This window comes from Sphingosinicellaceae bacterium (genome assembly GCA_019285715.1).
GTDB lineage: Bacteria > Pseudomonadota > Alphaproteobacteria > Sphingomonadales > Sphingomonadaceae > Glacieibacterium.
Window position 1 is genome coordinate 1,487,918 of record CP079108.1, and the last position, 23,399, is coordinate 1,511,316.

The 23,399-nt window shown below is 69.7% G+C and carries 20 protein-coding genes; 6 read left to right on the forward strand and 14 right to left on the reverse strand.

Features of this window, described 5'->3' with window-relative positions; all coding sequences use genetic code 11:
* Positions 1 to 3: 3 nt before the first annotated feature.
* Positions 4 to 702 (forward strand): nitroreductase, encoded by a 699-nt coding sequence (locus KX816_06860; GenBank protein ID QXQ07720.1) that lies wholly within the window; start codon positions 4 to 6, stop codon positions 700 to 702.
* Positions 703 to 714: 12 nt separating this feature from the next.
* On the opposite strand, the gene KX816_06865 is transcribed toward KX816_06860, so the two are convergent.
* The 6 genes from KX816_06865 to KX816_06890 all read right to left on the reverse strand — a co-directional run bounded on the left by KX816_06865 (position 715) and on the right by KX816_06890 (position 6,982).
* Positions 715 to 1,533, reverse strand: a complete 819-nt coding sequence (locus KX816_06865) for an RDD family protein (protein ID QXQ08441.1) — start codon at positions 1,531 to 1,533, stop codon at positions 715 to 717.
* Between the two features lie 64 nt (positions 1,534 to 1,597).
* Positions 1,598 to 2,605, reverse strand: a complete 1,008-nt coding sequence (locus KX816_06870; protein QXQ07721.1) for a stage II sporulation protein M — start codon at positions 2,603 to 2,605, stop codon at positions 1,598 to 1,600.
* Entirely contained in the window at positions 2,602 to 3,885 is a 1,284-nt protein-coding gene (locus KX816_06875) for a DUF58 domain-containing protein (protein ID QXQ07722.1), read from the reverse strand. The genes KX816_06870 and KX816_06875 overlap by 4 nt, the downstream gene beginning before the upstream one ends.
* Positions 3,882 to 4,847, reverse strand: coding sequence for a MoxR family ATPase (locus KX816_06880; protein QXQ07723.1), 966 nt, complete (start codon positions 4,845 to 4,847; stop codon positions 3,882 to 3,884). Before KX816_06880 ends, KX816_06875 begins: the two co-directional genes overlap by 4 nt.
* A gap of 267 nt (positions 4,848 to 5,114) precedes the next feature.
* Entirely contained in the window at positions 5,115 to 6,332 is a 1,218-nt protein-coding gene (locus tag KX816_06885; GenBank protein QXQ07724.1) for a hypothetical protein, read from the reverse strand.
* A complete protein-coding gene (locus KX816_06890) occupies positions 6,329 to 6,982 on the reverse strand; it encodes a hypothetical protein (protein QXQ07725.1) in 654 nt (217 codons plus the stop codon). The genes KX816_06885 and KX816_06890 overlap by 4 nt, the downstream gene beginning before the upstream one ends.
* Positions 6,983 to 7,015: 33 nt before the next feature.
* Between KX816_06890 and KX816_06895 the strand changes: the two genes are divergently transcribed.
* Positions 7,016 to 7,903 (forward strand): hypothetical protein, encoded by an 888-nt coding sequence (locus tag KX816_06895; protein ID QXQ07726.1) that lies wholly within the window; start codon positions 7,016 to 7,018, stop codon positions 7,901 to 7,903.
* Here the strand turns inward: KX816_06895 and KX816_06900 are convergent.
* Positions 7,900 to 8,751 carry a DUF2236 domain-containing protein gene (locus tag KX816_06900; protein QXQ07727.1) on the reverse strand — a complete coding sequence of 284 codons (852 nt, stop codon included), beginning with the start codon at positions 8,749 to 8,751 and terminating at the stop codon, positions 7,900 to 7,902. The genes KX816_06895 and KX816_06900 overlap by 4 nt on opposite strands.
* A gap of 122 nt (positions 8,752 to 8,873) precedes the next feature.
* Between KX816_06900 and KX816_06905 the strand changes: the two genes are divergently transcribed.
* Complete coding sequence (locus tag KX816_06905) at positions 8,874 to 9,908, forward strand: amino acid dehydrogenase (GenBank protein ID QXQ07728.1); 1,035 nt, start codon at positions 8,874 to 8,876, stop codon at positions 9,906 to 9,908.
* Positions 9,909 to 10,106: 198 nt separating this feature from the next.
* Here the strand turns inward: KX816_06905 and KX816_06910 are convergent, their stop codons facing one another.
* The 3 genes from KX816_06910 to KX816_06920 form a co-directional block, all read right to left on the reverse strand.
* On the reverse strand, positions 10,107 to 10,370 hold the full coding sequence (locus tag KX816_06910) for an excalibur calcium-binding domain-containing protein (protein QXQ07729.1): 264 nt from the start codon (positions 10,368 to 10,370) through the stop codon (positions 10,107 to 10,109).
* A gap of 198 nt (positions 10,371 to 10,568) precedes the next feature.
* Positions 10,569 to 14,714, reverse strand: coding sequence for a translocation/assembly module TamB domain-containing protein (locus KX816_06915; protein ID QXQ07730.1), 4,146 nt, complete (start codon positions 14,712 to 14,714; stop codon positions 10,569 to 10,571).
* A 13-nt stretch (positions 14,715 to 14,727) separates the two neighbouring features.
* Positions 14,728 to 16,722: a BamA/TamA family outer membrane protein gene (locus KX816_06920; protein QXQ07731.1), complete on the reverse strand. Its 1,995-nt coding sequence runs from the start codon at positions 16,720 to 16,722 to the stop codon at positions 14,728 to 14,730.
* A gap of 132 nt (positions 16,723 to 16,854) precedes the next feature.
* Here KX816_06920 and KX816_06925 point away from each other — a divergent pair, with 132 nt between their 5' ends.
* Complete coding sequence (locus KX816_06925; GenBank protein QXQ07732.1) at positions 16,855 to 17,034, forward strand: hypothetical protein; 180 nt, start codon at positions 16,855 to 16,857, stop codon at positions 17,032 to 17,034.
* Positions 17,035 to 17,239: 205 nt separating this feature from the next.
* Here the strand turns inward: KX816_06925 and KX816_06930 are convergent, their stop codons facing one another.
* Entirely contained in the window at positions 17,240 to 17,923 is a 684-nt protein-coding gene (locus KX816_06930) for a peptidase S24 (GenBank protein QXQ07733.1), read from the reverse strand.
* Between the two features lie 327 nt (positions 17,924 to 18,250).
* On the opposite strand from KX816_06930, the gene KX816_06935 reads away from it, so the two are divergent.
* Positions 18,251 to 18,625 carry a hypothetical protein gene (locus KX816_06935; protein ID QXQ07734.1) on the forward strand — a complete coding sequence of 125 codons (375 nt, stop codon included), beginning with the start codon at positions 18,251 to 18,253 and terminating at the stop codon, positions 18,623 to 18,625.
* Positions 18,626 to 18,707: 82 nt separating this feature from the next.
* The gene (locus tag KX816_06940) at positions 18,708 to 19,676 is read left to right on the forward strand and encodes a DNA topoisomerase IB (GenBank protein ID QXQ07735.1); all 969 of its coding nucleotides are present in this window, start codon (positions 18,708 to 18,710) and stop codon (positions 19,674 to 19,676) included.
* On the opposite strand, the gene KX816_06945 is transcribed toward KX816_06940, so the two are convergent.
* The 3 genes from KX816_06945 to KX816_06955 are packed head-to-tail and all read right to left on the reverse strand — an operon-like array spanning position 19,673 to position 23,341.
* Positions 19,673 to 22,504, reverse strand: a complete 2,832-nt coding sequence (locus tag KX816_06945; GenBank protein ID QXQ07736.1) for a valine--tRNA ligase — start codon at positions 22,502 to 22,504, stop codon at positions 19,673 to 19,675. The genes KX816_06940 and KX816_06945 overlap by 4 nt on opposite strands.
* A complete protein-coding gene (locus tag KX816_06950; protein QXQ07737.1) occupies positions 22,501 to 23,160 on the reverse strand; it encodes a zeta toxin family protein in 660 nt (219 codons plus the stop codon). The genes KX816_06945 and KX816_06950 overlap by 4 nt, the downstream gene beginning before the upstream one ends.
* Positions 23,141 to 23,341 (reverse strand): hypothetical protein, encoded by a 201-nt coding sequence (locus KX816_06955; protein QXQ07738.1) that lies wholly within the window; start codon positions 23,339 to 23,341, stop codon positions 23,141 to 23,143. The genes KX816_06950 and KX816_06955 overlap by 20 nt, the downstream gene beginning before the upstream one ends.
* Positions 23,342 to 23,399 lie beyond the last annotated feature (58 nt).

Genomic DNA, 23,399 nt, shown 5'->3' on the forward strand with positions numbered 1-23,399 from the left:
TCCATGACTCAATCTCCTGACTCGCCGAGTTTCGATGCCGTCGTCCTCGGGCGACGCAGCGTCCGTGGCTACCGGCCCGAGCCGGTGCCCAAGACCCTGGTCCGGGAGATCATCGAGATCGCGATGCGCGCGCCGTCGTCGCTCAACACCCAGCCGTGGAATTTCTATGTGGTCGCGGGCGCGCCGCTCGACCGCATCCGGTCCGGTAACACCGAGCGCAATCTCGCGGGCGTCCCGGCGTCCCGCGAATTCCGCAGCCACGGCGAGTATGTCGGTGTACACCGCGAGCGGCAGATCGAGATTGCCAAGCAGCTGTTCGGTGCCGCCGGGATCGAGCGGCACGATCAGGACAAGCGCCGCGACTGGGTGCTGCGCGGCTTTCGCCAGTTCGATGCGCCGGTGTCGGTCGTGGTGACCTACGACCGGTCGATCCACGGCGGCGATATCGCGCCCTTCGATTGCGGTGCCGTCGCCAACGCGCTGGTCAACGCGGCGTGGTCGCGTGGCCTCGGCTGCGTGATCAACAGCCAGGGCATCATGCAGTCGCCGGTGGTCCGCGAGCACGCCGGCATCCCGGACGACCAGGTCATCATGATCTGCATCGCGATGGGCTATCCCGACGACGACTATCCGGCGAACGCGGTCGTCTCGCGCCGCAAGTCGGTCGACGAGGCGGCGGTGTTCGTGGGCTTCGACGAGTAACGGCGGCCGCCGTTAGCGGTCGTTCTTGTCGCGCCGCCGCCGGTCGAACAGCAACCCGTGTTCGAGGCGAGAGCGCAGGGCCGCGTAATAGGCCGCGAGGAAGGCATAATCGTCGTCGCCGCGCCGCCAGCCGATCTTGGTGCGGACCGTCGCCGCGACCAGCGTCACCGGGTCGTCGGCGGGCCGCCGCATCATGTTCGGAGTGCCGCGGCGGAGGACGTTCTCCAGCGTCTGCAGTTCGAACTCGCCATAGGCGTCGAGCTGGGCATCGCTGAACTCGAAGCCAACTGTCCCGGTGCGCTCGGCGATGTCGAGGCCGAGGCCCGGCCGCGGATTGCGCAGCACCCAGGTCCCGGCGATCAGGTCGCCGACGCGCAGCCGGTCGCGGTTGAACAGCGGGAACAACAGGAAGATCAGGCTCCAGCCGAGGCCTGCGAGCGCGGTCAGGGCGTCGCCCGCTCCCTCGCTCGCCTGGTAGCCGAGGAACGACAGCGGCAGGAAGAATTCGAGCTCGCGGAGCATGTTGCGCGCCACGATGGCATTGGTCGAAAGGCGGCCGCCGTCGCGCGCCGCGACCCGGATGCCGAGCAGGCGCTTGCCCGGTGTGGCCGCGCGGACGCCGCTCTCGAACAGGATGAACCACAGGCTGCGGAGCACGAAGAAGCCAAGCAGCCAAACCACCGCGATCAGCTCTGCACCGGTGCCGCCGGTCAGACCGAGCACGAGCAATAGCCCGATCGTCATTGCGACCAGCGTGGCGATCATCAGCACCATGTCGATAAGGAACGCCCCGAGCCGTTGCCCGGCGCGCGCCAGCGTTAGGCGCAGCATGACACCCTCGGGCGTGACGAGTGCGCGCTCGAACGCCTTGTCGGCGCCCCGGAAGTGCGGCCGCTCAGCCACGCGCGGGCAGGGAGGACCGGGGCCAGTAGTAATAGCCGAGCCACAGGGTCAGCATCGCGGACGCGACGAGGTAGCGGACGGCGTCGACCTTTATCAACTGGCGCGCGAAGCCCTCAAGCAGGCCGGCGACGAGGAGCATGACCACGACCCCCATCATCGTCGTCGCTGCGGTGCGCCCGGCGGCCTGCGCTGCGGCGATGCGGGTCAGCTCGCCCGGGAAGGCGACGGCGCGCCCGATGCGGAAGCCCGCGGCGCCCGCGAGGACGATCGCGAACAGCTCCGTGGTGCCGTGGATCAGCAGCCAGCCGCCGAGTTCGAAGCCCAGCCCGACGTGCGCGAACAGCGCCACGAACGCCCCCGCCATCGCGCCGGTGTAGATCAACAGCAGCGCCGTCGGCACGCCGAACGCGAAGCCGAGCGCGAAGGCACCGATCGCGACCTTGGCGTTGTTGGTGAACAGGAACGCCGCGAGGAACGACAGCGCGCTGTTGCCGTCGCCGTCGTAGAGCGTCTTGCGCAGGCTGGCGGCGGACGCCTGCGGGTTGCGGCCACCCGCCATGCTGTCGGGGACAAAGGCCGAGTACCAGGTGGGGTCATGCGCAACGAGGATGTAGCCGACGACGGTGCCGAGTAGCAGCAGGGCGGCGGCGACAAAGGTCTCGGGCACCAGCGTCCGCACCGCGTGCGGCCAGTCACGGGCGAGGAAGCGGCGGGCACGGCCCCAGAAGTTGGCGCGGACCCCGTAGACGAAGAAGTAGGCGCGCGCCGACAGGCCCTCCAGATAGGCGATCAGGTCGGCGTCGAGCGATGTGGCGCGGGCGACCGACAGCGAGGAGAGCGTGGCGCGGTACAGGCGGGGCAGGGCGACCAGCTCGTCGTCGGTGAGGGCGCGGACGGACTTGCGCTCGGCCTTGTTGAGCAATGCCTCGAGGTCGCGCCACTGCGGCTCGCGGTCGGCGCGGAAGCGGCGGCTGCCGACGACGAGGGCGTCGCCGCTCACAGTCGGCGTCGCTTGGCTTCGAGGTAGCGGCGGACGACCTGCGGACCGGCGTCGCGCCAGCCAACTGGTACGACTTCGACGCCTAGGCGGGCTAATCGCGTTAATACGATGGCGCGTTCCCGCAGCAGACCGGCGGCGACGACGGCGCGGCTGACGTCCTCGGGGCTTGTAGGATTTGCCCCGGCCAGCCCCTCGAGCTCCTCGTCGCGCAGGACGATGCACAGCAAGACGTGGCGTTCGAGCAGCTTGCCGACCGAGCGCAGCATCAACTCCGCCGACGTCGAGTCGACGAAATCGGTGAACAGCATGACCAGTGAGCGCCGGTCGAGGCGGGCGGCCAGCGTGCTCAGCGCGAGGGTATAGTTGGTCTCCTCCGCCGAATAATCGAGACGGGCGGCGGCGCGCTGGAGGCCGGCGAAGGCCCCGACCCCGGCCAGTGCCGCGCCCGCCACCCGGGGCCGCGCGTCGAAGCCGAACAGGCTGACCCGGTCGCCCATCTTGAGGCTGATATAGGCGGTCAGCAGCCCGGCGGTGATGGCGCGGTCGAGGCGCGGCAGGCCGGCGATCGGCTCGCACATCGTCCGCCCGCAATCGAAGGCGAGCACGATGTTGTTGTCGCGCTCGGCCCGGTATTCCTTGGCGAGCAGCTTCGAATGGCGCGCCGACTGCTTCCAGTCGAGGCGGCGGCGGTCCATCCCCGAGCGGTATTCGGCCAGCGCGTCGAACTCGCTGCCCTGGCCCTGCTCAAGCTGCGCCATCAGGCCGGTCCGCGCCTCGCGGGTCAGCAGCGCGACGCCGTCGGTGCGCACCGTGCGGATGTCGGGGGTGACGACGAGCTCGTGATCGAGAACCTGCCGCCGCTGCCGCCACGCGAGGCCGAGCGGTCCCTGCCAGCGCAGGTCGAGGTGCGCGACCCGCGACAGTCCGCGGCGCAGCGCCGTCAACGGCAGGGTCGCCGTGGTGCCGTCGAAGCCGATGCGGCCACCGGATGCTGACTCCAGCAGCGCGTCGGTGGTCACCGCGGCTTCGCGCCGCCGCGCCAGACCGGACGCCGTCAGCCGCACCGCAAACGCCTCGCCGACGTTGACCGAGCGCGGGAGCTCGGCGGTCGCGGTCAGTCCGGAAGGCATTACCGCCGCATCATAGGCCGCAAACGCCAGCACGGCCGCGACCCAACCGACCGGCAGGAGCCACAATTGCGGGAAAACCACGCCGACGAGCAGCGCCACCGGCGCGCCTGCCGCGGTCAGCCACACCAGCCGGTCGGTCGGGTAGATCAACGCGGCGCCTCGACCTGCTCGATCAGCGCGGCGACGACCGCATCGACCGCGCGCCCATCGATCTCGGCGGCGGGCGACAGCACGACGCGGTGGCGCAGCACCGACGGGGCGAGCGCCTTGACGTCGTCGGGGATGACATAGTCCCGGCCTGACAGTGCCGCCTCGGCGCGGGCGGCGCTGGCCAGCATCGCGGCGGCGCGGGGGGAGGCTCCGGACGACAGGTCGGCGGCGGTGCGGGTGGCGCGGACGAGGGCGACGACATAGTCGATGACCGGGTCGACGAGCTTGACGTCGGCGGTCGCGTCGGCGGCGGCGGCGAGGCCGGCGGCATCGGTCCGCGCCTCGATCCCCCACGCCTGCGGGGTTGCCGCGCCGAAGCGGCCGCCGTGCGCGGCGACGATGCGGCGCTCCTCCTCGGCGGTCGGGTAGCCGAGCACGTGCTTGAACAGGAAGCGGTCGAGTTGCGCCTCCGGCAGCGGATAGACGCCCTGGTGCTCGAGCGGGTTCTGCGTCGCGACGACGGTGAAGCGCGGGCTGAGCGGGTGCGTCACGCCGTCGATGGTGACCGAGCGCTCCTGCATCGCCTCGAGCAACGCGGCCTGGGTCTTGGGCGGGGTGCGGTTGATCTCGTCGGCCAGCAGCAGCTCCGAAAAGATCGGCCCCTGGGTCATGGTGAAGCTGCTGGTCTGGAAGTTGAACAGGTTGGAGCCAAGGATGTCGCCGGGCATCAGGTCGGGCGTGAACTGGATGCGGCCGTAGTCGAGGCCGGTGGCGCGGGCGAAGCATTGCGCCAGGAAGGTCTTGGCGACGCCGGGCGGCCCCTCCAGCAGGACGTGGCCGCGGGCGAACAGCGCGACCAGCAGCAGGCGCACGGCGCGGTCCTGCCCGACGACCGCCTTGCCGACCTCGGCCGCGATCGCCTCGCCGAGAGCCCGGACGTTGTCGACGGTGGTGTCGGTCATCGGTCCGCGCTCCCTGTTCTGTAGCCCCGGCGGATGCTGCTTCCCTCTCCCGCTTGCGAGAGAGGGCGAGAGACGGCGCCGGGCGCCGGCCCGGGGAGAGGGTGTCTCACCGTACGAGGCTCGCTTCGGGATCGAGCGCGAAGGGGCTCGCTCGACGATCCAGTTCCTGACGGTGAGACACCCTCTCCCCGCCGCGCCCCGAAGGGCGCGAGTCGCCCTCTCCCGCAAGCGGGAGAGGGAAGCGGCGTTCGTCGCGATGGCAATTTATCAACCGTCATGCGTCACATCCTCTTTCCAGCGATACAGCGCCTGCGCCGCCGCCAGGCCTTCGTCGCGGGTCTTGGCCGCGTTCGCAGCCTCCGCGAGCTGTTCAAAGCGCGCGTCGCCGGTGGCGCGGCGGTCGAGCCAGGCGGCGAGTTCGGACGGTGCCAGTCTGGGCGGGGCGCCGCGCGTGGCGGCTGCGGCGTCGAGCATCAACTGGCCGTAGCGCACCGCCATTGCCGGCTCGCGCTTGGCGCTGCGGATCAACTCGGCGGCATTGTCGACCAGCGCACGCTTGCCGAAGGCGATGGCGCGCGGCGTGGCGCGCGGCGCGCCGAAGCGGAACGCGGTCTGCAGTCCGGCCAGCGCGGCGGCGGCGAGCAGGCACAGGGTCAGCGCCAGGAACGGCGGCTCGAAGGCAAGCTTGGCGATATTGTGGGTGTGTTCGTAGCCGTTGAGCGTGACGTCGAAGACGATGCCGCCGCGGTCGGCGCCGAGCTTGGCCAGCAACGCGAGGGCCGCGCGGGCCGTGGCGGGATCGCGCATGCCGGCATTGTCCAGCAGATCGGGGTCGGCAAGCACGTAGACATCGTCGCTGCGTGACCAGCCCATCACTTCGCCGCCATCGGGCGCGGCAAGGACGGTGGTCGGCTTGGCGTCCTCGAGGACGCGCAGCAGGCGCGGGGTCGGGAAGGTAATCGAACGGTCGGTTGCGGTCACGCAGCAGGCGGCGCTGCTCGCGGCCGCAACCCCGATCCCGAAGCGGCGGGCGACGGAGGCCGCGGCGGCGGGGCCGGGAAGCACGCCGGCCTGCTCGACCCAGCCGCGATGCCGGTCGACCGGACCGGTCACCCATTTCGGCAGGATCACCAGCACCGGTGACACGCCGGGTTGCCCGCGCCGCGCATCGATCAGGGCGTCGACCTTCTTCGGATCGGTACCGGGCCCGGGCGTCAGAACCAGCAACCCGCCCTCCGGCAGGCTGCGCGAGTCCTTGCCGAGCGTCGCCTTCATTCCCGTCGCCTGCGCCAGCGCGACAATGCCGCTGAAGCCGACCGCGGAATTCGACAGCGCGTGGCCGCCGCCGTCCTGCCCGTCGCGGAGCTCCGGGGCATAAGCGGTCAGCACCGCGTACAGCCCGGCCAGCGCGATGCTCGCCGCGAGCAGGATGCCCATCAGGCGCGCGCCGAAGGTGGCGGGGGCGGGATCGCTGGTTGCGCTCATGCCGCCCACGCGCGCGGGAACGCGACCGCCTCATAGGCCTCGCGGCACCGCGCCCAGGCGTCCGCCCCGACCGGGCGGGCGGCGAACAGCCCGGTCTCGACGACGCTCGCGATCAGCCCGAAGGCGCGCGCGACGTCGCCGGGTAATCCCTCGACCTGCGCGATGTCGCGGCTGGTCAGGGCCGGGCGGACCATGTGCGGGCGGCGCGCGCCGATCTGCTCGACGCTGCGGAGGAGGACGAGATGCGCCGCCTCGGCATAGGCACCGTCCGCCGCCAGCGCGTCGGCCTCGGCGAGCAGGGCGCGCGCCGGTGCCGCCTCGGGCCGCCAGCCTTCTTCGTCGGTGGTGCTGGTCTTGCGCAGCTGGTGCCACAGCCGCAGCGCGTACGGCCACAGCCAGCGCAGCAGCGCGAGCACGATAGCGGCGACGATCAGCCAGAACAGGATCTTGACCACCGGGCCGGCCTCGGCGAGCTTCTTGAAGCCTTCGATGATCCAGTCGAGCACGCGCTTCAGCCACTCCGGCGGCGGCGGCTCGGGCGGGTGCGTCGGCAGGTCGAACTGGATGCGCGGGTCGGCGAGCAGCGTCTTGTGGGCTGCGGCAAAGCGCGCGTCGGCCGTTGCCGCTCCGTTCGCCGCCCCTGCCGCCACGCTGCCCCCAGTCTGCCCGTACCCCGAGCGACCTTGAAGCGGCGCGCGCGCGGGCGCAAGTCGCTGGACAGTCGCGGCGTGGCGGGCAACATTGCCGGCGGGGCGCAGGGGGATTTCCGGATGGCGACAGCGGCAGGCGCACAGCGCTTCGATCTTGGCCGCGTGGTGGCTCGCGCAACCGGGTCGATCGGGCGGAATATCGGGCTGTTCGCGATCCTTGCGATCGGGCTGGAGTTCGTTCCCGCGCTGGCGGTCCGCGCCCTTACGCCCACGCCCACGACCTTCACTGCTGGCGCGATCCCGGGATTCGGCGCGGGCAGCCTGATCGGCGTGTTCGTGGGCATCGCATTCTTCTGCCTGATGATCGGCACGATGATCCGGGCCGTGGTGGCCGACCAGCGGGGCGAGAAGCCCGAGCTCATGCCGAGCCTCACACAGGGCGCGCGCTCGGCGTTGCCGATGCTGGTGATGTTCGTGCTGATGTACTTCGCAATCCTGATCGCGAGTGTCTTCTTCCTGGTCCCGGGCATCATCCTGGCCCTGATGTGGGCGGTCGCGGCGCCGGTCATGGTCGAGGAAAATGCCGGCATCATCGGCAGCCTTGGGCGCAGCCGCGCCCTGACCAAGGGATCACGGTGGGTAATCTTCCTGACGCTGCTGGCGTTGCTGATCCTCTACCTGCTGGTGCTCGGCGGCCTGATCGCGATCGGCGGCACCTACCAGACCGCGAGCGGAGCCGGATGGTTCACCGGGGCGGCGATAGCGACCAGCCAGGGCTTCGGCGGTCTGGCGATCGCCTACATGCTTGCCAATGTCGTGCTCAGCGTCGTGTCGACGGTGCTCGTCGCCGCAATCTACGTCGAGCTGCGCTTCGTCCGCGAGGGTGACCGGCCCGAGAGCCTCGCCGAGGTCTTCGCCTAGCTCGCGCCCGCCGCGGCCTTGGCGCTCAGGGCCCAGCGCAGCACCGTCGCCAGCCCGCTGCCGCCGGCGCGGACCAGCGGCTTGCGGTGCGCGGGGATGCCGAGGCCCTGCATGTCGGCAGCCCAGCGCGGCAGCAGGTCGACGCCGGCGTCGAGCATGACCCGGTTGATCGGCGCGATCATCGGGTTGGGCGCAGGGTGCGACAGCAGGATGCGCGTCACCTCGAGCGTCCGCGCATCGGCGACCAGCGCAGGCCTCGTCGCCTCGATGTAGGCGTCGATGTCGCGGCGGGTGTCGGGCACGTCGCCGGCCCCGAGCAGGCGCGCGACGACGGCGCTCTCGGCGAAATAGCGGTCCTGCGCGGCGCGGCTCAGCCACGGCTCGCGGTAGCGGACGTAGGCGTCGAGGAAGCTGCGCGCGCCCGTCGCGTGGACCCAGGTCAGCACCGCGGGGTCGTTGGCGAAATACGGCGTGCCGTCGAGCAATGTCCCGTCGACGCGGTCGTGGATGCGGCGGACGCGGTCGATGAGCTGGTGCGCGTGCTCGGTCGAGCCGAAGGTCGTGCCGGCGATGAACTGCGCGGTGCGGCGCAGGCGGCCGGTCATGTCGCGGCGGAAGTTGCTGTGGTCCCAGACGCCCGCCAGCGCCGCCGGGTGGAGCATCTGGAGCAGCAGCGCCGACACGCCGCCGATCATCATCGCGGGGAAATCGCCGTGGACCTTCCAGCCGATCGAGCCGGGGCCGAACAGGCCGTCGTCACCCGGGGGCCGTGGCGGCAGCGGCGTCGACCGCTTCGTTCCCATCATCTGGCGGACCTGGCCGGCGATGGCATTGCGGAGCGGCTGCATCCCATCAATCTAGGGCGGACGGCGCGAACGTCCAGTGCGGCGTCGCGACCGCATTTCGGGCTTCACGATACGCCACTATTCGATTATTGCGCGCCATTGAACGATTATTGCGAGCCAGGCCGATGCTGTTCGACGCCCCCGATTTCGATGCCCACGAGGCGGTCCAGTTCGTCGCCGACGAAGCGACCGGGCTCCGCGCCGTGATCGCCGTGCACTCGACCCACCTCGGGCCGGCCGCGGGCGGCTGCCGCTGGTGGACCTACGCCGACGATGCGGCGGCGCTGACCGACGCGCTGCGGCTGTCGCGCGGCATGAGCTACAAGAACGCCATGGCCGGCCTGCCGATGGGCGGCGGCAAGGCGGTGGTGCTCAAGGGCGCGCCCAAGATCGACGCGCTGCTCGAAGCCTTCGGGCGGGCGGTCGAGGGGCTGAACGGGCGCTACGTCACTGCCGAGGACGTCGGCATGTCCGACGCCGACATGACCGTCATCGCGCGCACATCACGCCACGTCTCGGGCCTGCCGGTCGCGGGCGGCCAGGCGGGCGGCAATCCTGGGCCGTCGACCGCCGAGGGTATCTTCGTCGGCATGCGCGCCGCCGTCCGCCACAAGCTCGGCAAGGACGGCTTCGCCGGGGTCCACGTCGCGGTCCAGGGGCTGGGCAGCGTCGGCCATGCGCTGGCCCGCAAGCTTGCGGCGGCCGGGGCGAAACTGTCGGTTGCCGACATCGCCGGTACGCGCGCCAGCGAGGTTGCTGCCGAACTCGGTGCGACGAAGGTGGACAATGACGCGATCATGGCGCTTCCCGCCGACGTGTTCAGCCCGAATGCGCTCGGCGCGGTGCTGACCGCCGATAGCATCGGCGCGCTCGACGTCGCCATCGTCGCGGGAGCCGCCAACAACCAGCTTGCCACGTCCGATGACGGCGAGCGGCTGCAGCGGCGCGGCATCCTGTACGCGCCCGACTACGTCATCAACGCCGGCGGCATCATCAATGTCGTCGCGGAATATCTGGGGCAGGGCGATGCGGCGAGCGTCGCCACCAGCATCGCTCGGATCGAGGGGCGGTTGGCCGAAATCTTCGCCGAGGCCGATGCCAGCGGGCGCGCTACGGATGCGGTCGCGGACGCGATGGCGCGGAAGCTGATCGGGCGCTGAGCAGGCGAACTGATTGGGCGAACGGAGCCCCGTTGTCATCCCGGGCTTGACCCGGGACCCAGTTTCCTTCGTCGTCCGAGTGCTGGGTTAGCTGGGTCCCGGGTCAAGCCCGGGATGACAATGGCGCGCTGGATCACGACAGCGCGCTGGATGACATCGCGGCCCCTGACGACTTCGCAAGCCTGAGCGGTCCACCGCCTATCCGCGGTGGACGATTACCCGGCTGGGGAGGGCGGCGCTTTTGCAGGATACGCCGTCGTTGGCGGGGTCGAGCCGCGACCAGTAGCCGGGGTCGCCGCGATGCGCCGGCGCGAGCCCGACTTCGCTGGCCGCACCACAACCCAAGGCGGCGACGAGGTGGCGGATCGCCACGCTCTCCGACCCGAAGCCGAAACTGCGCAGCCCGAGCTGGGCGACCATGACGATGGCGACGGCCCAGACGATGCCGACGATCGACACCATGAACTCCTGTAGCTTGTTCGATTTGCGCTCGGTCCGGACCCGCTGTCGGTAGCTGCGACGCGATTCGGCAGCGTCGAAATCGGTGTCGCCGGATCGGGAAGAATGGCGCACCTGAACGAAACTCCGATAAAGACGGTTTCGTGTCGGTAGCAGTTCGTTAACTATTTGGAAAGGGGATTGCTCGCGTCCGAGGCGCGATCAATAGTCCTTCTTGAGACGCAGGTTGACGCTCGTACCCCCGAGTGTCGCGACCTGGCTGAGGATCGACAGCGACCGCGTCAGCGACACCTCGATGTTCGTCGCGGTGTAGCCCTGGGCGTCGGAGGCGAGCTCGAGGTAGATCCGCCGGCCGATATATTGCCCCGCCGCGATCGCGGTCCGGCGGCCCGTCGTGGTGTCCGCCGGCAGGATGCGAAGGCGGTCGATGCCGAGGCTTTTCCGCACGAAATTGATCGGGTTGAGCCCGGCACCCTTACCGCCGCGCAGCGAGGCGAGCGCACCGGCGAGCTGCAGCGCCTCCGGGGCCGACAGGCTGGCGATCGACGTGCCGAACAGGACGCGGCTGAGCACTTCGTCCTGCGGCAGAGCGGGGACCGAGCCGAACGTGATCTCGGGCTTCAGGCCCGTGCCCGTGATCGTCAGGGTCGCGGTGAACCCCGCGCTGACGTTCTCGGCGGCGATGTCGAGGATTGGGTCGGGCGGGTAGGTCCCCCCGAAGCGCAGCACGCCGCGAGTGAGCTGGAAGCGCTTGCCGGCGAAGTCGTAGTCGCCGCGGACCATGTCGACGCGCCCCGAAAGCGCCGGTGCGGTCGTCGTGCCCTTGACGGTGATGTCGCCGCGCCAGTCGGAGTTTAGGCCCATGCCCTCGACGTTGATGCGGTCGGGCGCGCTGACGGCGATGTCGAGTTCCCAGCGCGTCGGCTTGGCGGTCGCGACGACGCGCTGGCGGACGATCTCGGCGTTGACCTCGCGGACGGCAAGGACGGGGACCTCGACGGTCGCCGGTCGCCCGATCCGGAAGCGTGCCTTATCGGCGACGAGCTTGCCGGTGATTTTTGCGCCGTCCTTGCCGCTGACCACCCGCATGTCGCCGCTGACCGTCGCGGCAAGGTCGTCGCGCTTGAGCGCCTGCGCGTCCTTCAGGGTGAACCTGACGTCCATCGGGAAGCCGTCGACCGCCGACAGGCCGATGCTGCCGCTGCCGGTAACGGTGCCGCCCTTGCCGACTTCGCCTCTGAAGCTGGTGAGTTCGAGGCGCGAGGCGGTGAAGCGGCTGTCGAGGTGCGCCTTGTCGACGACGGTTCCGAGGGTGACGTTCTCGATGCGCGCGCCGTCGCTGGCGATGGTGCCGGTCAGCGTCGGCTCGCCGAGTTTGCCCCCGATGTCGGCGGTGATCCGGACCGGTCCGCGGACGTCGATCGCCTCGATGCCCGCCAGGGGCCACAGCGCCTGCGACGGGCCGTTGTAGCGGGCCTGGGCGAACAGCGGGGTTGCGAGCAGGCGCTCGAGCACGGGATCCTCTGCGGTGCCCGGGATGCCGCGGAGCTGGGCCTGGAACCGTCCTTCGACGATACCAGCGCGGACGATGACCGCGCGGGCGCTGCCGCCGCTCTCGTTGAGGACGGCGTTGACCCCGAGGTCAATCGGTAGCGAGGCGCTGGCGAGCCCGGCGCGGCTGAGCCCACTGATCCTGAGCGACGCCGTGCCGGTCGGCAGCTTGCCGCGAACCATGCCGATGTCGAGCATTCCCGACACGCGGCCGCCGAAATCGAAGGTCGGGCTGACCAAGGTGAGCAGCGACAGGCCGAGATTGTCGAGCCGGGCCTTTACCGCAAGCCGCTCGCCGAAGCGCCCGGACACTTCGGCACGGCCGTCGGGCGTCGTGACGATCGCCGGGGCGAGCACCCAGTCGGGCCCGTCGCGGGTCAGTACCGCAGTCCGTTGGAGGCCGATGCGACGGCTGTTGAAGGTGCCGCCGCCATCGACCTCGATGCGGCCGTCGGTGAGGCGCGCCTTGCCGCCGATGGTGAACGGCGATTCCGCCAGCCCCGCGGCGTCGAACTGCGCGGTGCCGTGGCCGTCGCGGTAGTCGATGCTGCCCGACGCGGTGGTCAACACGGTGTCCTGGCGGCGGATCTCGGTGGCGGTGAAGCGTCCGGTGACCTGCGGCCCGGCGTCGGGCAGCAGGATCGTCGCGCGCAGGTCGCCCTTGCCGACGGTGACCGGGGAGCCGAACGCCAGCTTTGCGTTGCTCGCGGTGACAACGACGTCGGCGCGCTGGACGGCGCTTGCGGCGCTCAGCCCGATGGTGCCGGTCAGCCCGGGTCCGGCGACGTCGAGCCGCCCCGAGAAAGGCCCGGCAGCGGTCTGCACGATGGTGCCGTGGCCGGTGATGCCCGCGACGGTCACCGCCGCGAGGTCGATCGGGGTGGGCTGGACGGTGGCGCGGATCAGCCCGCGCGCCGCGACCGGGCCGTAGTCGCTGTTGCCCTTGGCGTCGAACGTCCAGTTGCCGGCGCTCGGCGTCAGGTGGGCGCTGACGCTGCTCAAGCCGGCGCCGAGACCGGGGCGGGCAAGGGTGACGTCGACCACCGGCGCCTCGATCGCGCCGACCAGCTTGACCCCGACCGGCCCGTAGCGTCGCGATGTGCCGCTGCCGCTCAGCTGGAGGATGCCGGTCGGCGACCGGGTGCCGGCGGCGACGAAGTTCAGGCCGGGTGACGCGACGCGGGTGTTGCTGAAGCCGAGGTCGCCCGCGGGGTTGAGGACGATCGCGCTGGTGACGGTCGGCAGCCCCTCGAGCAATGTCGCGAAGAACGCGTTGTCGAGCCGCTTGACCCGAACCCCGACCTGCCCCGTGACGCGCGCTCCGGTGCCTGCGGGTACGATGCGGACGTCGGCATGGACGTCGGTGACGCCGAGGCCGGGCACGAGATAGTTGGGCAGGTCGCCCTTCGCGAGGACGTTGAACGCGCCGCTGTCGGTGAGGGCGATGCTGGCAACAGCACGCGCGGTGATGCGGTCGGAGCGCAGGACCAGGCTGTCCGAGACGAGGGTGTCGCCGCGCACGGTCAGCGGCCCGGTAACGCGGACATTGTGGAGCAGGGCGTCGGCATCGACTCCGAAGCCCGTGACCCGGGACGCGCTGGCGGCGAGCGGCACCACCAGTGGCCGCGCGCCGGTCTGGACGATGCCGATGGCGCGCAGGTCGGTGAAGCCGTTCTTGCCGAAGGTCATCGCCGGCGTGGTCACGACGTAGTCGACGATCGGATTGCGGAACGACCCGGCGATCCGCGCGCGCAGCCGCAGGTCGCGCGCCGTCAGTCGCGGGTTGATCGCCGCCGGCTTGAGCACCCGCGTGTCGATGGTCATGCCCGAGAAGCTCTCGTCGCCGAAGTCGATGAGGCCGCTGCCGGTCGCGGCGAAGGCCGGCGCGGAGGCGGTGAAGCGCGTGTTGGCGCGGCGGTCGGCGAGCGTTGCCGTCGCGTCGATCCGCAGTGCCGGGGTCGTGACCCGGGCCAGCAGGCCGTCGAGCAGGTGGGCGGGCGCGATCGTGCCGCCGACCCCGAAGCGGCCGTTGGCAGCGCTCAGCACGAGGTCGGCGAGCGGCGCTGCGCCCAGCCTGGCGACGGCGCGACCCTGCCACGCGGTCCAGCGGCCATCACCCGAGATGCTGAGCGCCAGCGGCGACTTGATGCGGAGCAGCCCGGTGATGACGCCGCCGGCGGGTGCCGCGACCTGTGCGTCGATGTCGAAGCGGTCGCGGTCCGGCTCGGCGTCGAGGCGCAACTTGACGCTGTCCCCGCCAGCGGCAGCGGGCGCGGCGGCGTCGAGCACGATGCGCGCCCGGCCGCTGCGGATATCGGCGTTGCCCGTCAGGCTGACGACACGCGCGCTGCCGATGACCGGCGCGGCCAGCACGATGCGGTCGATGCTCAGCTTGCCGACGACGATGTCGATGTCGGGCAAGATGCGCTTGTCGCCGCTCGGTCGCAGCGCCGGGCGGCGCAGCACATCGACCTCGGGCACGTCGAGTTCGTGGATGTCGAGGAGGTTGTGGATCAGCTCGACCGGACGCCAGTCGAGCGTCGCGACGGGCGCGCGCGCGAAGACACCCTTGGGGTCGCCGAACTCGAGGTCATGGATCGCGGCGCGACCGAAGATGGTGCCCTCGATGCGCCCGGCGCGCACGGTCAGGCCGGACTTGGGGGCGTAGAGCGGCAGCTGCCGGACGATGAAGTCGCGGCCCGCGTCGCTGTTCAGGAAGCCGATGCCGGCGACCACGGCGAGCGCCACCAGCGCGACCAGCGCGGCGACGAGCCAGAGGGCGCGAACTGCTCTCATAGTGCCGGGCCGCTCAAAACGCCTGTCCGATCGAGACGTAGAAGGCGACGACGGGATCGCCCGGCCCGGGGTTGATCGGGGTCGCGAGGTCGATGCGGACCGGGCCGAAGCTGGTGTAATAGCGCAGCCCGAGGCCCGCGCCGACCTTGAGATTGTTGACGCCGGGCAGCGTGCCGGTGTCGACCTGCCCGGCGTCGATGAACGGCACCAGGCCGACATCGCTGCCGAACGCCTTGAAGCGGAAGCGTGCCTCGATCGAAGTCTCGATGATCGAGTTGCCGCCGAGCGGCTTGTCGTTGGCGTCCAGGGGACCGACCTGCTGGTAGCCGAAACCGCGCACCGAGCCGCCGCCGCCGGCGTAGAAGCGCCGGGTCGGCGCGATCGTGCCGCGGCTCGCGCCGAGGATGGTGCCGACATGGAGCCGCCCCGCCAGCACGAACCGGTCGCCGATCGGCAAATAGGCGGAGCCGTCGATCTGGGACTTCAGGTAGGCGAAGGCGTTCGACTGGTACGACAGTTCGGGCGAGACGCGGCCGGTCAGCCGGAAACCCCGCGTCGGGTCGAGCAAATTGTCCGAGCCGTCGTAGGTCAGCGACAGCGGTGCCGCCAGGATCAGGTAGGTGTCGAAGCCCGCGGTCGTGTTGCTGCCGTCGCGCTCCGACGAGCCGATCAACTGGACCCCGAGCGAGTAGGTCCACTTCTTCTGCCAGATGATGTTGGTCTCGCGCTCGATCGCAGCGCCGAGCGTCAGCGTCCGCGCGTCATAGGCGTCCTGTTCCTCAGCGGCGGCTTCGGCGGTGAGCAACAGCGTCACGTCGCGCTTGCGCCAGTTGTGCCGCCTGAGCTCGGCGCCCAGCAACTGCTCGCGCTCGGCCGCGACCAGCCGGAAGGTCACGCCACCTTCGGGTGGCAGCAGGTTACGGTGCTGCCAGCTGGTTTCGAGGCGCAGGCCCTGGCCCGTCGAATAGCCGAACTGCGCCGCGATCGTGCGCAGCGGCGCGGTCTCGGTGGTGACGACGAGATCGACGCGCTGCAGGCCGTCTTCGGTGGTCTCGCCTGCCACCGGGCGGATCGAGGCCGAACCGACCAGGCCGGTCTGGATCAGCGCGCGGCGCAGGTCCTCGAGGTCGGCACCGTTGTAATTGTCGCCGGCCTTGAGCCGCGCCAGTCGCGCCAGGTGGGCATCGTCGAAGGGCTGTTTCTTGACCCCCTCGGCGAAGCGCACGCGGCCAAATACCGCGCGGCGGCCCGGGTCGATGCGCTGGGTCAGCGTCGCGGTGCGGGAGCTGTGGTCGACCGCGATGTCCTGCGCGCCGACATCGGGGAAGGGGTAGCCCGCGTCGGCGAGCTTGAGCTTCAAGCCGTCTTCGGCCAGCCCGACGGCCGTCGCGTCGACGGGATCGCCGACCTTGATGCCGAGCGCGGCTTCGACGACCGGCTGCGGTGCCCCGGCGGGGACTTCGAGGTCGACCGTCGCGAACGTGTAGACCGGGCCGGGTACGACCGTCAGCGTCACCTTGGTCGGCGTGCCGGGCTTGTCGGGCGGGGTGATCGCCACCGCGACATTGCCGCCGTAGCGGCCCTCGGCGCGGAGCAGCTGATCGATCAGGTCACTGTCCTCGGTCGCCCGGCGGTTGATCTGCGCCAGGTTCGCGGGCTGGTTCCGCCCCAGCCACAGCGACGAAAGCTCGTGGAAGCGCGGCAGCAGCCGGATCTCGGTCAGCCCGGCGACGACGACCTCGTAGCGCACGTCGCCGGCCTCCGCGGCGGCCGTCGCGTCGCCCGCGGTCGTCGACACCGCCGTCGGCCAGTCGACCCCGCCGGGTAGGGGAGCCATAGCGTCGAGCAGCGGATCGGGAGCGGCGACGGTCGGAGCAACCTGCGGCGCAACGGCCGGCTTCGTCGTCGGGGGCGTTGCCTGCGCTCCTGCCGCCGGAGTCTGGGCGTGGAGGGGCGCGGCGACGGCAAACGCCCCGCTCAGCACCAACCCGACGATCCCTCGACCCATTGCACGAGCGTCTAGCCGACCCCTGCCGCCGGGCATAGCCGAACCGAATCCACCCGTGTCGCCCCTGCGTCGTCCGGGCGCAGGGCGGGTTCCGGCTGGCGCTGCTGCGGAGCGCATGCGAGAGCAGCAACGATGGAAGATCGTCCCCCTCGCGTCGCCGGCGGCTGCCTGCTCGCCGGCTTCACCCTCCTCGGCGCTGCGGTCGGCGTCGCGGTCAACCAGGCCAGTGCTGGACTCCTGAGCGGCTTTGCGGCCGGTGTCGTGCTGGCGATCGTGGTCGCGGTATGGGATTCCCGGCGCGGGTCACGCTAGGCAGCGGCCTGACACGCGCTGAGTTCGCCTGGACTTGTGTCGGTACCTGAACCCCCATTGTCATCCCGGGCTTGACCCGGGACCCAGCTAACCCAGCGCTCGGACTCCGTGGTTAGCTGGGTCCCGGGTCAAGCCCGGGATGACAATGCAGTGCTGGTCGGTCCCCGTTCAATAGTCGACGGACCGATAGAGCGATCCAGCCGCCTCAAGCCAGCCGGCGTCCGACCCAGACGACGCGGCCGATGACCGCGACGGTCGCAGGGTCGCAGTCGTCCCAGCTCGGATAGGCGATGTTGTCGCTCTTGATCGACAGGCGGCGTGTCGCCGGGTTCACGCTCAGGCGCTTGACCAGCAGCGCGTCGTCGGTGCGCAGCACGTAGATCCCGTCGCGGAGCCGCTCGCGGTCGTCGGTGTCGACCACGATCTGGTCGCCGTCGGCCAGCGTCGGCAGCATCGAATCCCCCTCGACGCGGATCACCGACAGCGCCTCCGGCCGCCCGCTGGCGATCGTCCGCACCCAGTTCGACTGGAAGGCGAGGGTGCTAATAGGGTTTTCACCATCGTTAAGCGATCCTCCACCCGCCGATGCGCCAATGTCGAGCGCCGGGATCAGCACATAGTCCGTCGAGCGGGCCGCCGCGTCGCCGCGCGCGGTCAGGCTGCGCACCGTCTCGCGCTCGTCGGGGCCGCCGAGCAGCCGTTCGGAAACGCCGAAATGCGCGGCGAGTTTACGGCGATCGTCCTCGCTGAGCCGCCGCGGGACACCCCGCTTGACGAACTGCTGGACGTAGGTCGGATTGCGCCCCAGCAACCGCGACAACGAGGCGTAGTCCTCGCCGCGCTGATTGATCAGCTCATCCAACCGTTTCCGGATGGCAAGGTAATCCATACACGCGGAGCCTCCTTCTCCAAGCCCCACCCGTTTCACTATAGCATAGGTTATTACCTAGACAAGTAGGAAATGGCCGGGAATATAGCCTATACCGATTCGGGTCGGGGGAGAAACTAAGATGACACCATTATTGACGAAGATTGAACGTTACCTTCGGGCGACGGCAACGCCCCCGAGCCGGTTCGGTCGCGAAGCGGCACGTGACCCGCGATTCGTGTTCGATTTACGCAACGGACGCGAGCCCCGCGACACGACGGTCACCCGGGTTCTCGCCTTCATCGATACGGTCGGTTCGGCCTCGATCCCCCACCAGAAGGCCGCACGATGAGCGACCGCCTGCTGCACCTGCCGCTCGCCGGCGTCCCGGGGCACCTGGTGCGCCGGCTCGCGGCGCTGATCGCCGGCACCGACGAGCCCGTGCCGATGTTCCCGATGCTGGTCCTCGAGGCGGTCACCACCCGGCCGTGGTCGAGCGCGACCTTCGAGGGCCAGCGCCACCGGCTCGACCTGCGCCTCCACGGCGACGCCGCGTGCATCGGTGCGGCGCTCGACCGGCTGATCGAAGTGCTACCGGAGGCGGAGTTCGAGCTGCCCCGGCAGATCGTCGCCGAGGCCAGGTTGACCTCGCTCAGGGTCGATCCCGACCCGGCAGTGGCGGCGCTGGCGTTGACCATAGAAGTCTTGACGGTCACCGACTGACGAAGTTGCGCCGACGACGTTGCGAATTGCCGCACTTGGCCCGCCGCCGGAACGAAGCGCGGCGGCGGGCCGTTTCGGCGCAATGCTCACCTACGGCGATACGTCCGAGCCCGGGATTACGCGGCGCAAGCGCGGCAAGCACTGGCATTACTTCATGCCCGACTGCATCCGCATCACCGCGCCGGACGAAATCGCGCGGTTGAACAAGCTCGCGGTGCCGCCGGCCTACCAGCGGGTGTGGTATTCGCCCGACCCCGACAGCCACTTGCAGGCAATCGGCTACGACGACCGCGGCCGCCGCCAGTACCGCTACCACCCCGATTTCCGTCGCGCGCAGGACGGGCAAAAATACGACCGCTGCGTCGAGTTCGGATCGTCACTGCCGCTGGTGCGCGCCCGCGTCGAGGCCGACATGAAGCTGTCCGGACTGCCCCGCGACAAGGTGCTGGCCGCGGTCGTCCGCCTGCTCGACCAGGGCCATGTCCGCGTCGGCAACGAAGCGTATGCGACCGAGAACAAGAGCTTCGGCGCGACGACGCTGCGCAACCGCCACGGCGCGGTCCGGGGCGACACGGTCAAGCTCGACTACCGCGGCAAGTCCGGCAAGCAGCAGCAGGTCAGCATCACCGACAAGGCGCTCGCGAAGATCGTCCGCCGCTGCCAGGACCTGCCGGGCCAAGCGCTATTCCAGTATGTCGCCGACGACGGCACTCCGCACCGGATCGGTTCCGCCGAGGTAAATTCCTACATCAAGGCTGCGATGGGCGACGACTTCTCCGCCAAGCACTTCCGCACCTGGGGGGCGAGCGTCATCGCCTTCGAGACGCTGATCCGCACCCGCGCGCCGCTAACGCTGAAGGCCGTGCTCGAGCCGGTGGCGGAGGCGCTCGGTAATACGCCTGCAATCAGCCGCAAGTCGTACGTCCACCCGAAGCTGCTCAAGCTGGTCACCGAGGGCCACGCGTTCGAACTGGCGGGCACGAAGCTGCCGCGGTCGACGCAGTGGCTGACGGGGGTGGAGCGCGGGCTGATCGGGTTGCTGGAGACCTAGCCAAGCCGCGCAAGCGCCGCCCGCAGCCGCTCAGCCTCAGCCCCCCGCGCCGCCATGTCCGCGCGCGCCTTCTCGACCGCCTCGGGCTTCGCCTTGTCGACGAACCCCGGCGAGTTGAGCCGTCCCGCCAGCCCGTCGCGGTCCTTCTCGGCGGCCAATGCGTTTTTCTCCAGACGAGCGCGCTCCGCTCCCAAATCGACGATCCCGCCGAGCGGCAGCGTGTAGGTCGCCTCGCCGTGGACCAGTTGCAGCGCGCCGCCGCCGGTTGCCGGGCCAGCCTCGATCCGCGCAAGACGGGCGAGGGCAGGGGCGTTCGCCGCGAGGCGCGAAACGGTTGCTGGGCTGGCACCGTCGACACTGAAGGTAAGCTTCGCGCCCGGCGGAATGTTGAGCTCGGTGCGTGCCGAGCGGACCTCGGACACCAGCCCGATCAGCCAGTCGATCTCCGCCGCATCGTCGGTGTTGACCAGCATCGCTTCGGTCACCGGCCACGGCGCGACGATGAGATCGTGCTCGCGCGCGGCCAGCTTGTGCCACAGCTCCTCGGTAATAAACGGCATTACCGGATGGAGCAGTATGAGGATCTGGTCGAGAGCCCAGCCGGCGACGGCACGGGTCTCGGCGGCGATGGCCTCGTCCGCACCCTCGCCGAGCAGCGGCTTGGTCAACTCGACGTACCAGTCGCAGAAGCGGCTCCAGACGAACTGGTAGGCGACCTCGGCGTACTCGTCGAAACGGAAGGCGGCGATGGCGGCGTCCAGGTTGCGGGCGGTGGCGACGACCTCGCCGATGATCCAGCGGTTGACCGCCTGCGTCGCGTGCGGCGGCGCAGTGCCTTGGCCTCCGGAAATGCCGTTGGACTGGCAGAAGCGCGCGGCGTTCCACAGCTTGGTGGCGAAGTTGCGGTAGCCTTCGACGCGCTTCTCATCGAGCTTGATGTCGCGGCCCTGGCTCTCCATCGCGGTCAGCGTGAAGCGCAGCGCGTCGGCACCGTACTTGTCGATCAGGCCCAGCGGATCGACGCTGTTGCCCTTCGACTTGGACATCTTCTGACCCTTGGCGTCGCGGACCAGCCCGTGGCAATAGACCGTCGCGAAAGGCACTTCGCCGGTGAAGTGGATGCCTTGCATCATCATCCGCGCGACCCAGAAGAAGATGATGTCGAAGCCGGTGACGAGCACGTCGCCGGGGTAATAGCGCGCCAGCTCCGACGTCGGCTCGGGCCAGCCGAGGGTGCCGAACGGCCACAGCGCGGAGGAGAACCAGGTGTCGAGGACGTCGTCGTCGCGCCACATGCTGATCGATGGTCGCCCTTCCATCGACGCTAGCAAATCGCGCTCGATTGCCTCAGCGCGGCTATCGCAGATTTTTAGGACTCCATCACCGATGCGGCAATTGTAGTGTTGGCAAGCAGCCTCGATGGCAGCCGCTTCGTCAAGCTGAACGAAGATGTCGACGTCATCCGACGTCTCGCTGAGGTAATACCCGTCATCGCTGGACAGGGTCGTCGTCAGTCGGCCATCCTTTTGACGCGGTCCAAACCAAGCCGGAATCCGGTGGCCCCACCAAAGCTGCCGCGACACGCACCACGGCTGGATGTTCTCCATCCAGTTGAAGTAGGTTTTTTCCCACGTCTTCGGCACGAACTGGGTCTTGCCCTCGCGCACGGCTTCGATCGCGGGAGCCGCCAGCGTGGCGGCGTCGACGTACCACTGGTCGGTCAGATACGGCTCGATGACGACGCCGGAGCGGTCGCCGTAGGGCACCTGGTGGCGGTGCGGCTCGGCCTTGTCGAGCAGGCCGAGCGCGTCGAAGTCGGCGATGACCTTGTCGCGCGCGGCATAGCGGTCGAGGCCGCGGTAGTCGGGTGGGCAGGCGTCGCTCATCGTCGCGTCGGGGTTCATCAGGTTGATCAGCGGGATGCCGGCGTCGGGGTGGCGCTGGTAGACCGCATAGTCGTTGACGTCGTGCGCCGCGGTGATCTTGACCGCGCCCGAGCCGAAGTCGGCCTCGACATAGGAGTCCGCAATAATCGGGATCGAGCGGCCGACGATCGGCAGCAGGCAGCGCTTGCCGACGAGGTGCTTGTAGCGCTCGTCGTCGGGGTTCACCGCCACCGCGCCGTCGCCGAGGATGGTTTCCGGGCGGGTCGTCGCGATCGCGATGAAGCCGCTGCCGTCCTCGAGCGGGTAGCGGAAGTGCCACATCATGCCGTCGATCTCGCGGTACTCGACCTCGAGGTCGCTGATCGCGGTCTTGAGCTTCGGATCCCAATTCACGAGCCGCTTGGCGCGATAGAGCAAGCCCTGCTTGTGGAGCTCGACGAACACCTTGCTCACTGCGGCCGAGAAGCCGGCGTCCATGGTGAAGCGCTCGTGCGCCCAGTCGCAGCTGGCGCCGAGGCGACGGAGCTGGCGGGTGATGGTGTCACCCGATTCCTCCTTCCACTCCCAGACCTTCGCCAGAAAGGCGTCGCGGCCCATCTCGGTGCGCTTCTTGCCCTCGGCGGCGAGGCCGCGCTCGACGACCATCTGCGTCGCGATGCCGGCGTGGTCGGTGCCGACCACCCACAAGGCGTCGCGGCCCTTGAGCCGGTGATAGCGGATCAGCACGTCCTGCAGCGTATTGTCGAGCGCGTGGCCGATGTGCAGCGAGCCCGTCACGTTGGGCGGCGGGATGACGATAGTGAACGGCTTGGCGTCGGGCCGCTCGGGCCGGAAGGCACCGGTCGATTCCCAGTGCGCATACAGCCGCGCCTCGATCTCGGTCGGGTCGAAGGTCTTGTCGATGATGTTGGCGGCGCTGTCGGGCGTGGAGTCGGTGGTCATCCGCGGCTTTTTGCGGAAGCGCGCACCGGGGGCAAGTTTTCGATGCCTGCCGCGACGAATTCGGCGCGGAGCGGGCCGGGCGGCCGGTGGTGCCAGACGATCGTCCTGCCGAGCGCCTTGGTCGCCATTAGCTCAGGTTCTCTGGCCGAATTGTCGAACACCGCGAGCCGGTCGACATGCTCGGCGAACCACGCGAGCTGCTCGAACGAGCGGGTCCGGCGCGAGCGGATCTTGTCCTCGGGAACGTCGTGACCGCCGCCGCGAACCCGGATGCGGACCCGTTCGATCTGCATCGCGACGGTTTTTAACAGCACGAACAGCATCCGCGTTTCGAAGCCCTTGGACTGCGCGCGCAGCACCAGTTCGCGGTATTTCGGCGATGACAGCACGGTCTCGACGCCGATGGTCTGGTACACGTCGAGCGACCCATTCAGCCAATGCTCGATACGTTGGACGGCTGCGAGATTCGCTGCGGTAAGGTCGAGTTGCTCCTGCTCGACGATGTGCGACGTAAGCAGGTCGGGGTTGATGATCCACACCGAACCGCCCCAGCCCTCGATGTCACTGCGATTGTAGAGGGAGCTTTTGCCGCTGCCGTTCGGCCCGGCGATGATCCAGAGAACCGGCCGCTCGGGTTTACGCGGCGTCTTCGACACGGGCACGCTTCCGCTGTTCGGCCCGGATGCGCCGGACGTTGGAGCGGAAAGCGGCGAGCAGATCGAGTTCGAGGGTCTTGCTGTCGGACTGGACGACCTTCATGCGGACGACGGTGCCGTCCGCGGCACGGACGATCTTGGTCGGCAGGTCGCGCGGGGTGATTTCGGCTTTGCCCGCCATCGTCGTCTCCTCGGGGTCCGATATAGCAGCTAGCGGCAGTTCTTCAAACGACTGCAGC

Excerpts from the sequence above, each read along its gene's own strand:
- KX816_06860 (QXQ07720.1), top strand. The coding sequence starts at position 4 with ATGACTCAATCTCCTGACTCGCCGAGTTTCGATGCCGTCGTCCTCGGG.
- KX816_06865 (QXQ08441.1), bottom strand. The coding sequence starts at position 1,533 with ATGCTGCGCCTAACGCTGGCGCGCGCCGGGCAACGGCTCGGGGCGTTC.
- KX816_06880 (QXQ07723.1), bottom strand. The coding sequence starts at position 4,847 with ATGACCGACACCACCGTCGACAACGTCCGGGCTCTCGGCGAGGCGATC.
- KX816_06885 (QXQ07724.1), bottom strand. The coding sequence starts at position 6,332 with ATGAGCGCAACCAGCGATCCCGCCCCCGCCACCTTCGGCGCGCGCCTG.
- KX816_06900 (QXQ07727.1), bottom strand. The coding sequence starts at position 8,751 with ATGCAGCCGCTCCGCAATGCCATCGCCGGCCAGGTCCGCCAGATGATG.
- KX816_06905 (QXQ07728.1), top strand. The coding sequence starts at position 8,874 with ATGCTGTTCGACGCCCCCGATTTCGATGCCCACGAGGCGGTCCAGTTC.
- KX816_06910 (QXQ07729.1), bottom strand. The coding sequence starts at position 10,370 with ATGGTGTCGATCGTCGGCATCGTCTGGGCCGTCGCCATCGTCATGGTC.
- KX816_06915 (QXQ07730.1), bottom strand. The coding sequence starts at position 14,714 with ATGAGAGCAGTTCGCGCCCTCTGGCTCGTCGCCGCGCTGGTCGCGCTG.
- KX816_06920 (QXQ07731.1), bottom strand. The coding sequence starts at position 16,722 with ATGGGTCGAGGGATCGTCGGGTTGGTGCTGAGCGGGGCGTTTGCCGTC.
- KX816_06925 (QXQ07732.1), top strand. The coding sequence starts at position 16,855 with ATGGAAGATCGTCCCCCTCGCGTCGCCGGCGGCTGCCTGCTCGCCGGC.
- KX816_06930 (QXQ07733.1), bottom strand. The coding sequence starts at position 17,923 with ATGGATTACCTTGCCATCCGGAAACGGTTGGATGAGCTGATCAATCAG.
- KX816_06935 (QXQ07734.1), top strand. The coding sequence starts at position 18,251 with ATGAGCGACCGCCTGCTGCACCTGCCGCTCGCCGGCGTCCCGGGGCAC.
- KX816_06940 (QXQ07735.1), top strand. The coding sequence starts at position 18,708 with ATGCTCACCTACGGCGATACGTCCGAGCCCGGGATTACGCGGCGCAAG.
- KX816_06945 (QXQ07736.1), bottom strand. The coding sequence starts at position 22,504 with ATGACCACCGACTCCACGCCCGACAGCGCCGCCAACATCATCGACAAG.
- KX816_06955 (QXQ07738.1), bottom strand. The coding sequence starts at position 23,341 with ATGGCGGGCAAAGCCGAAATCACCCCGCGCGACCTGCCGACCAAGATC.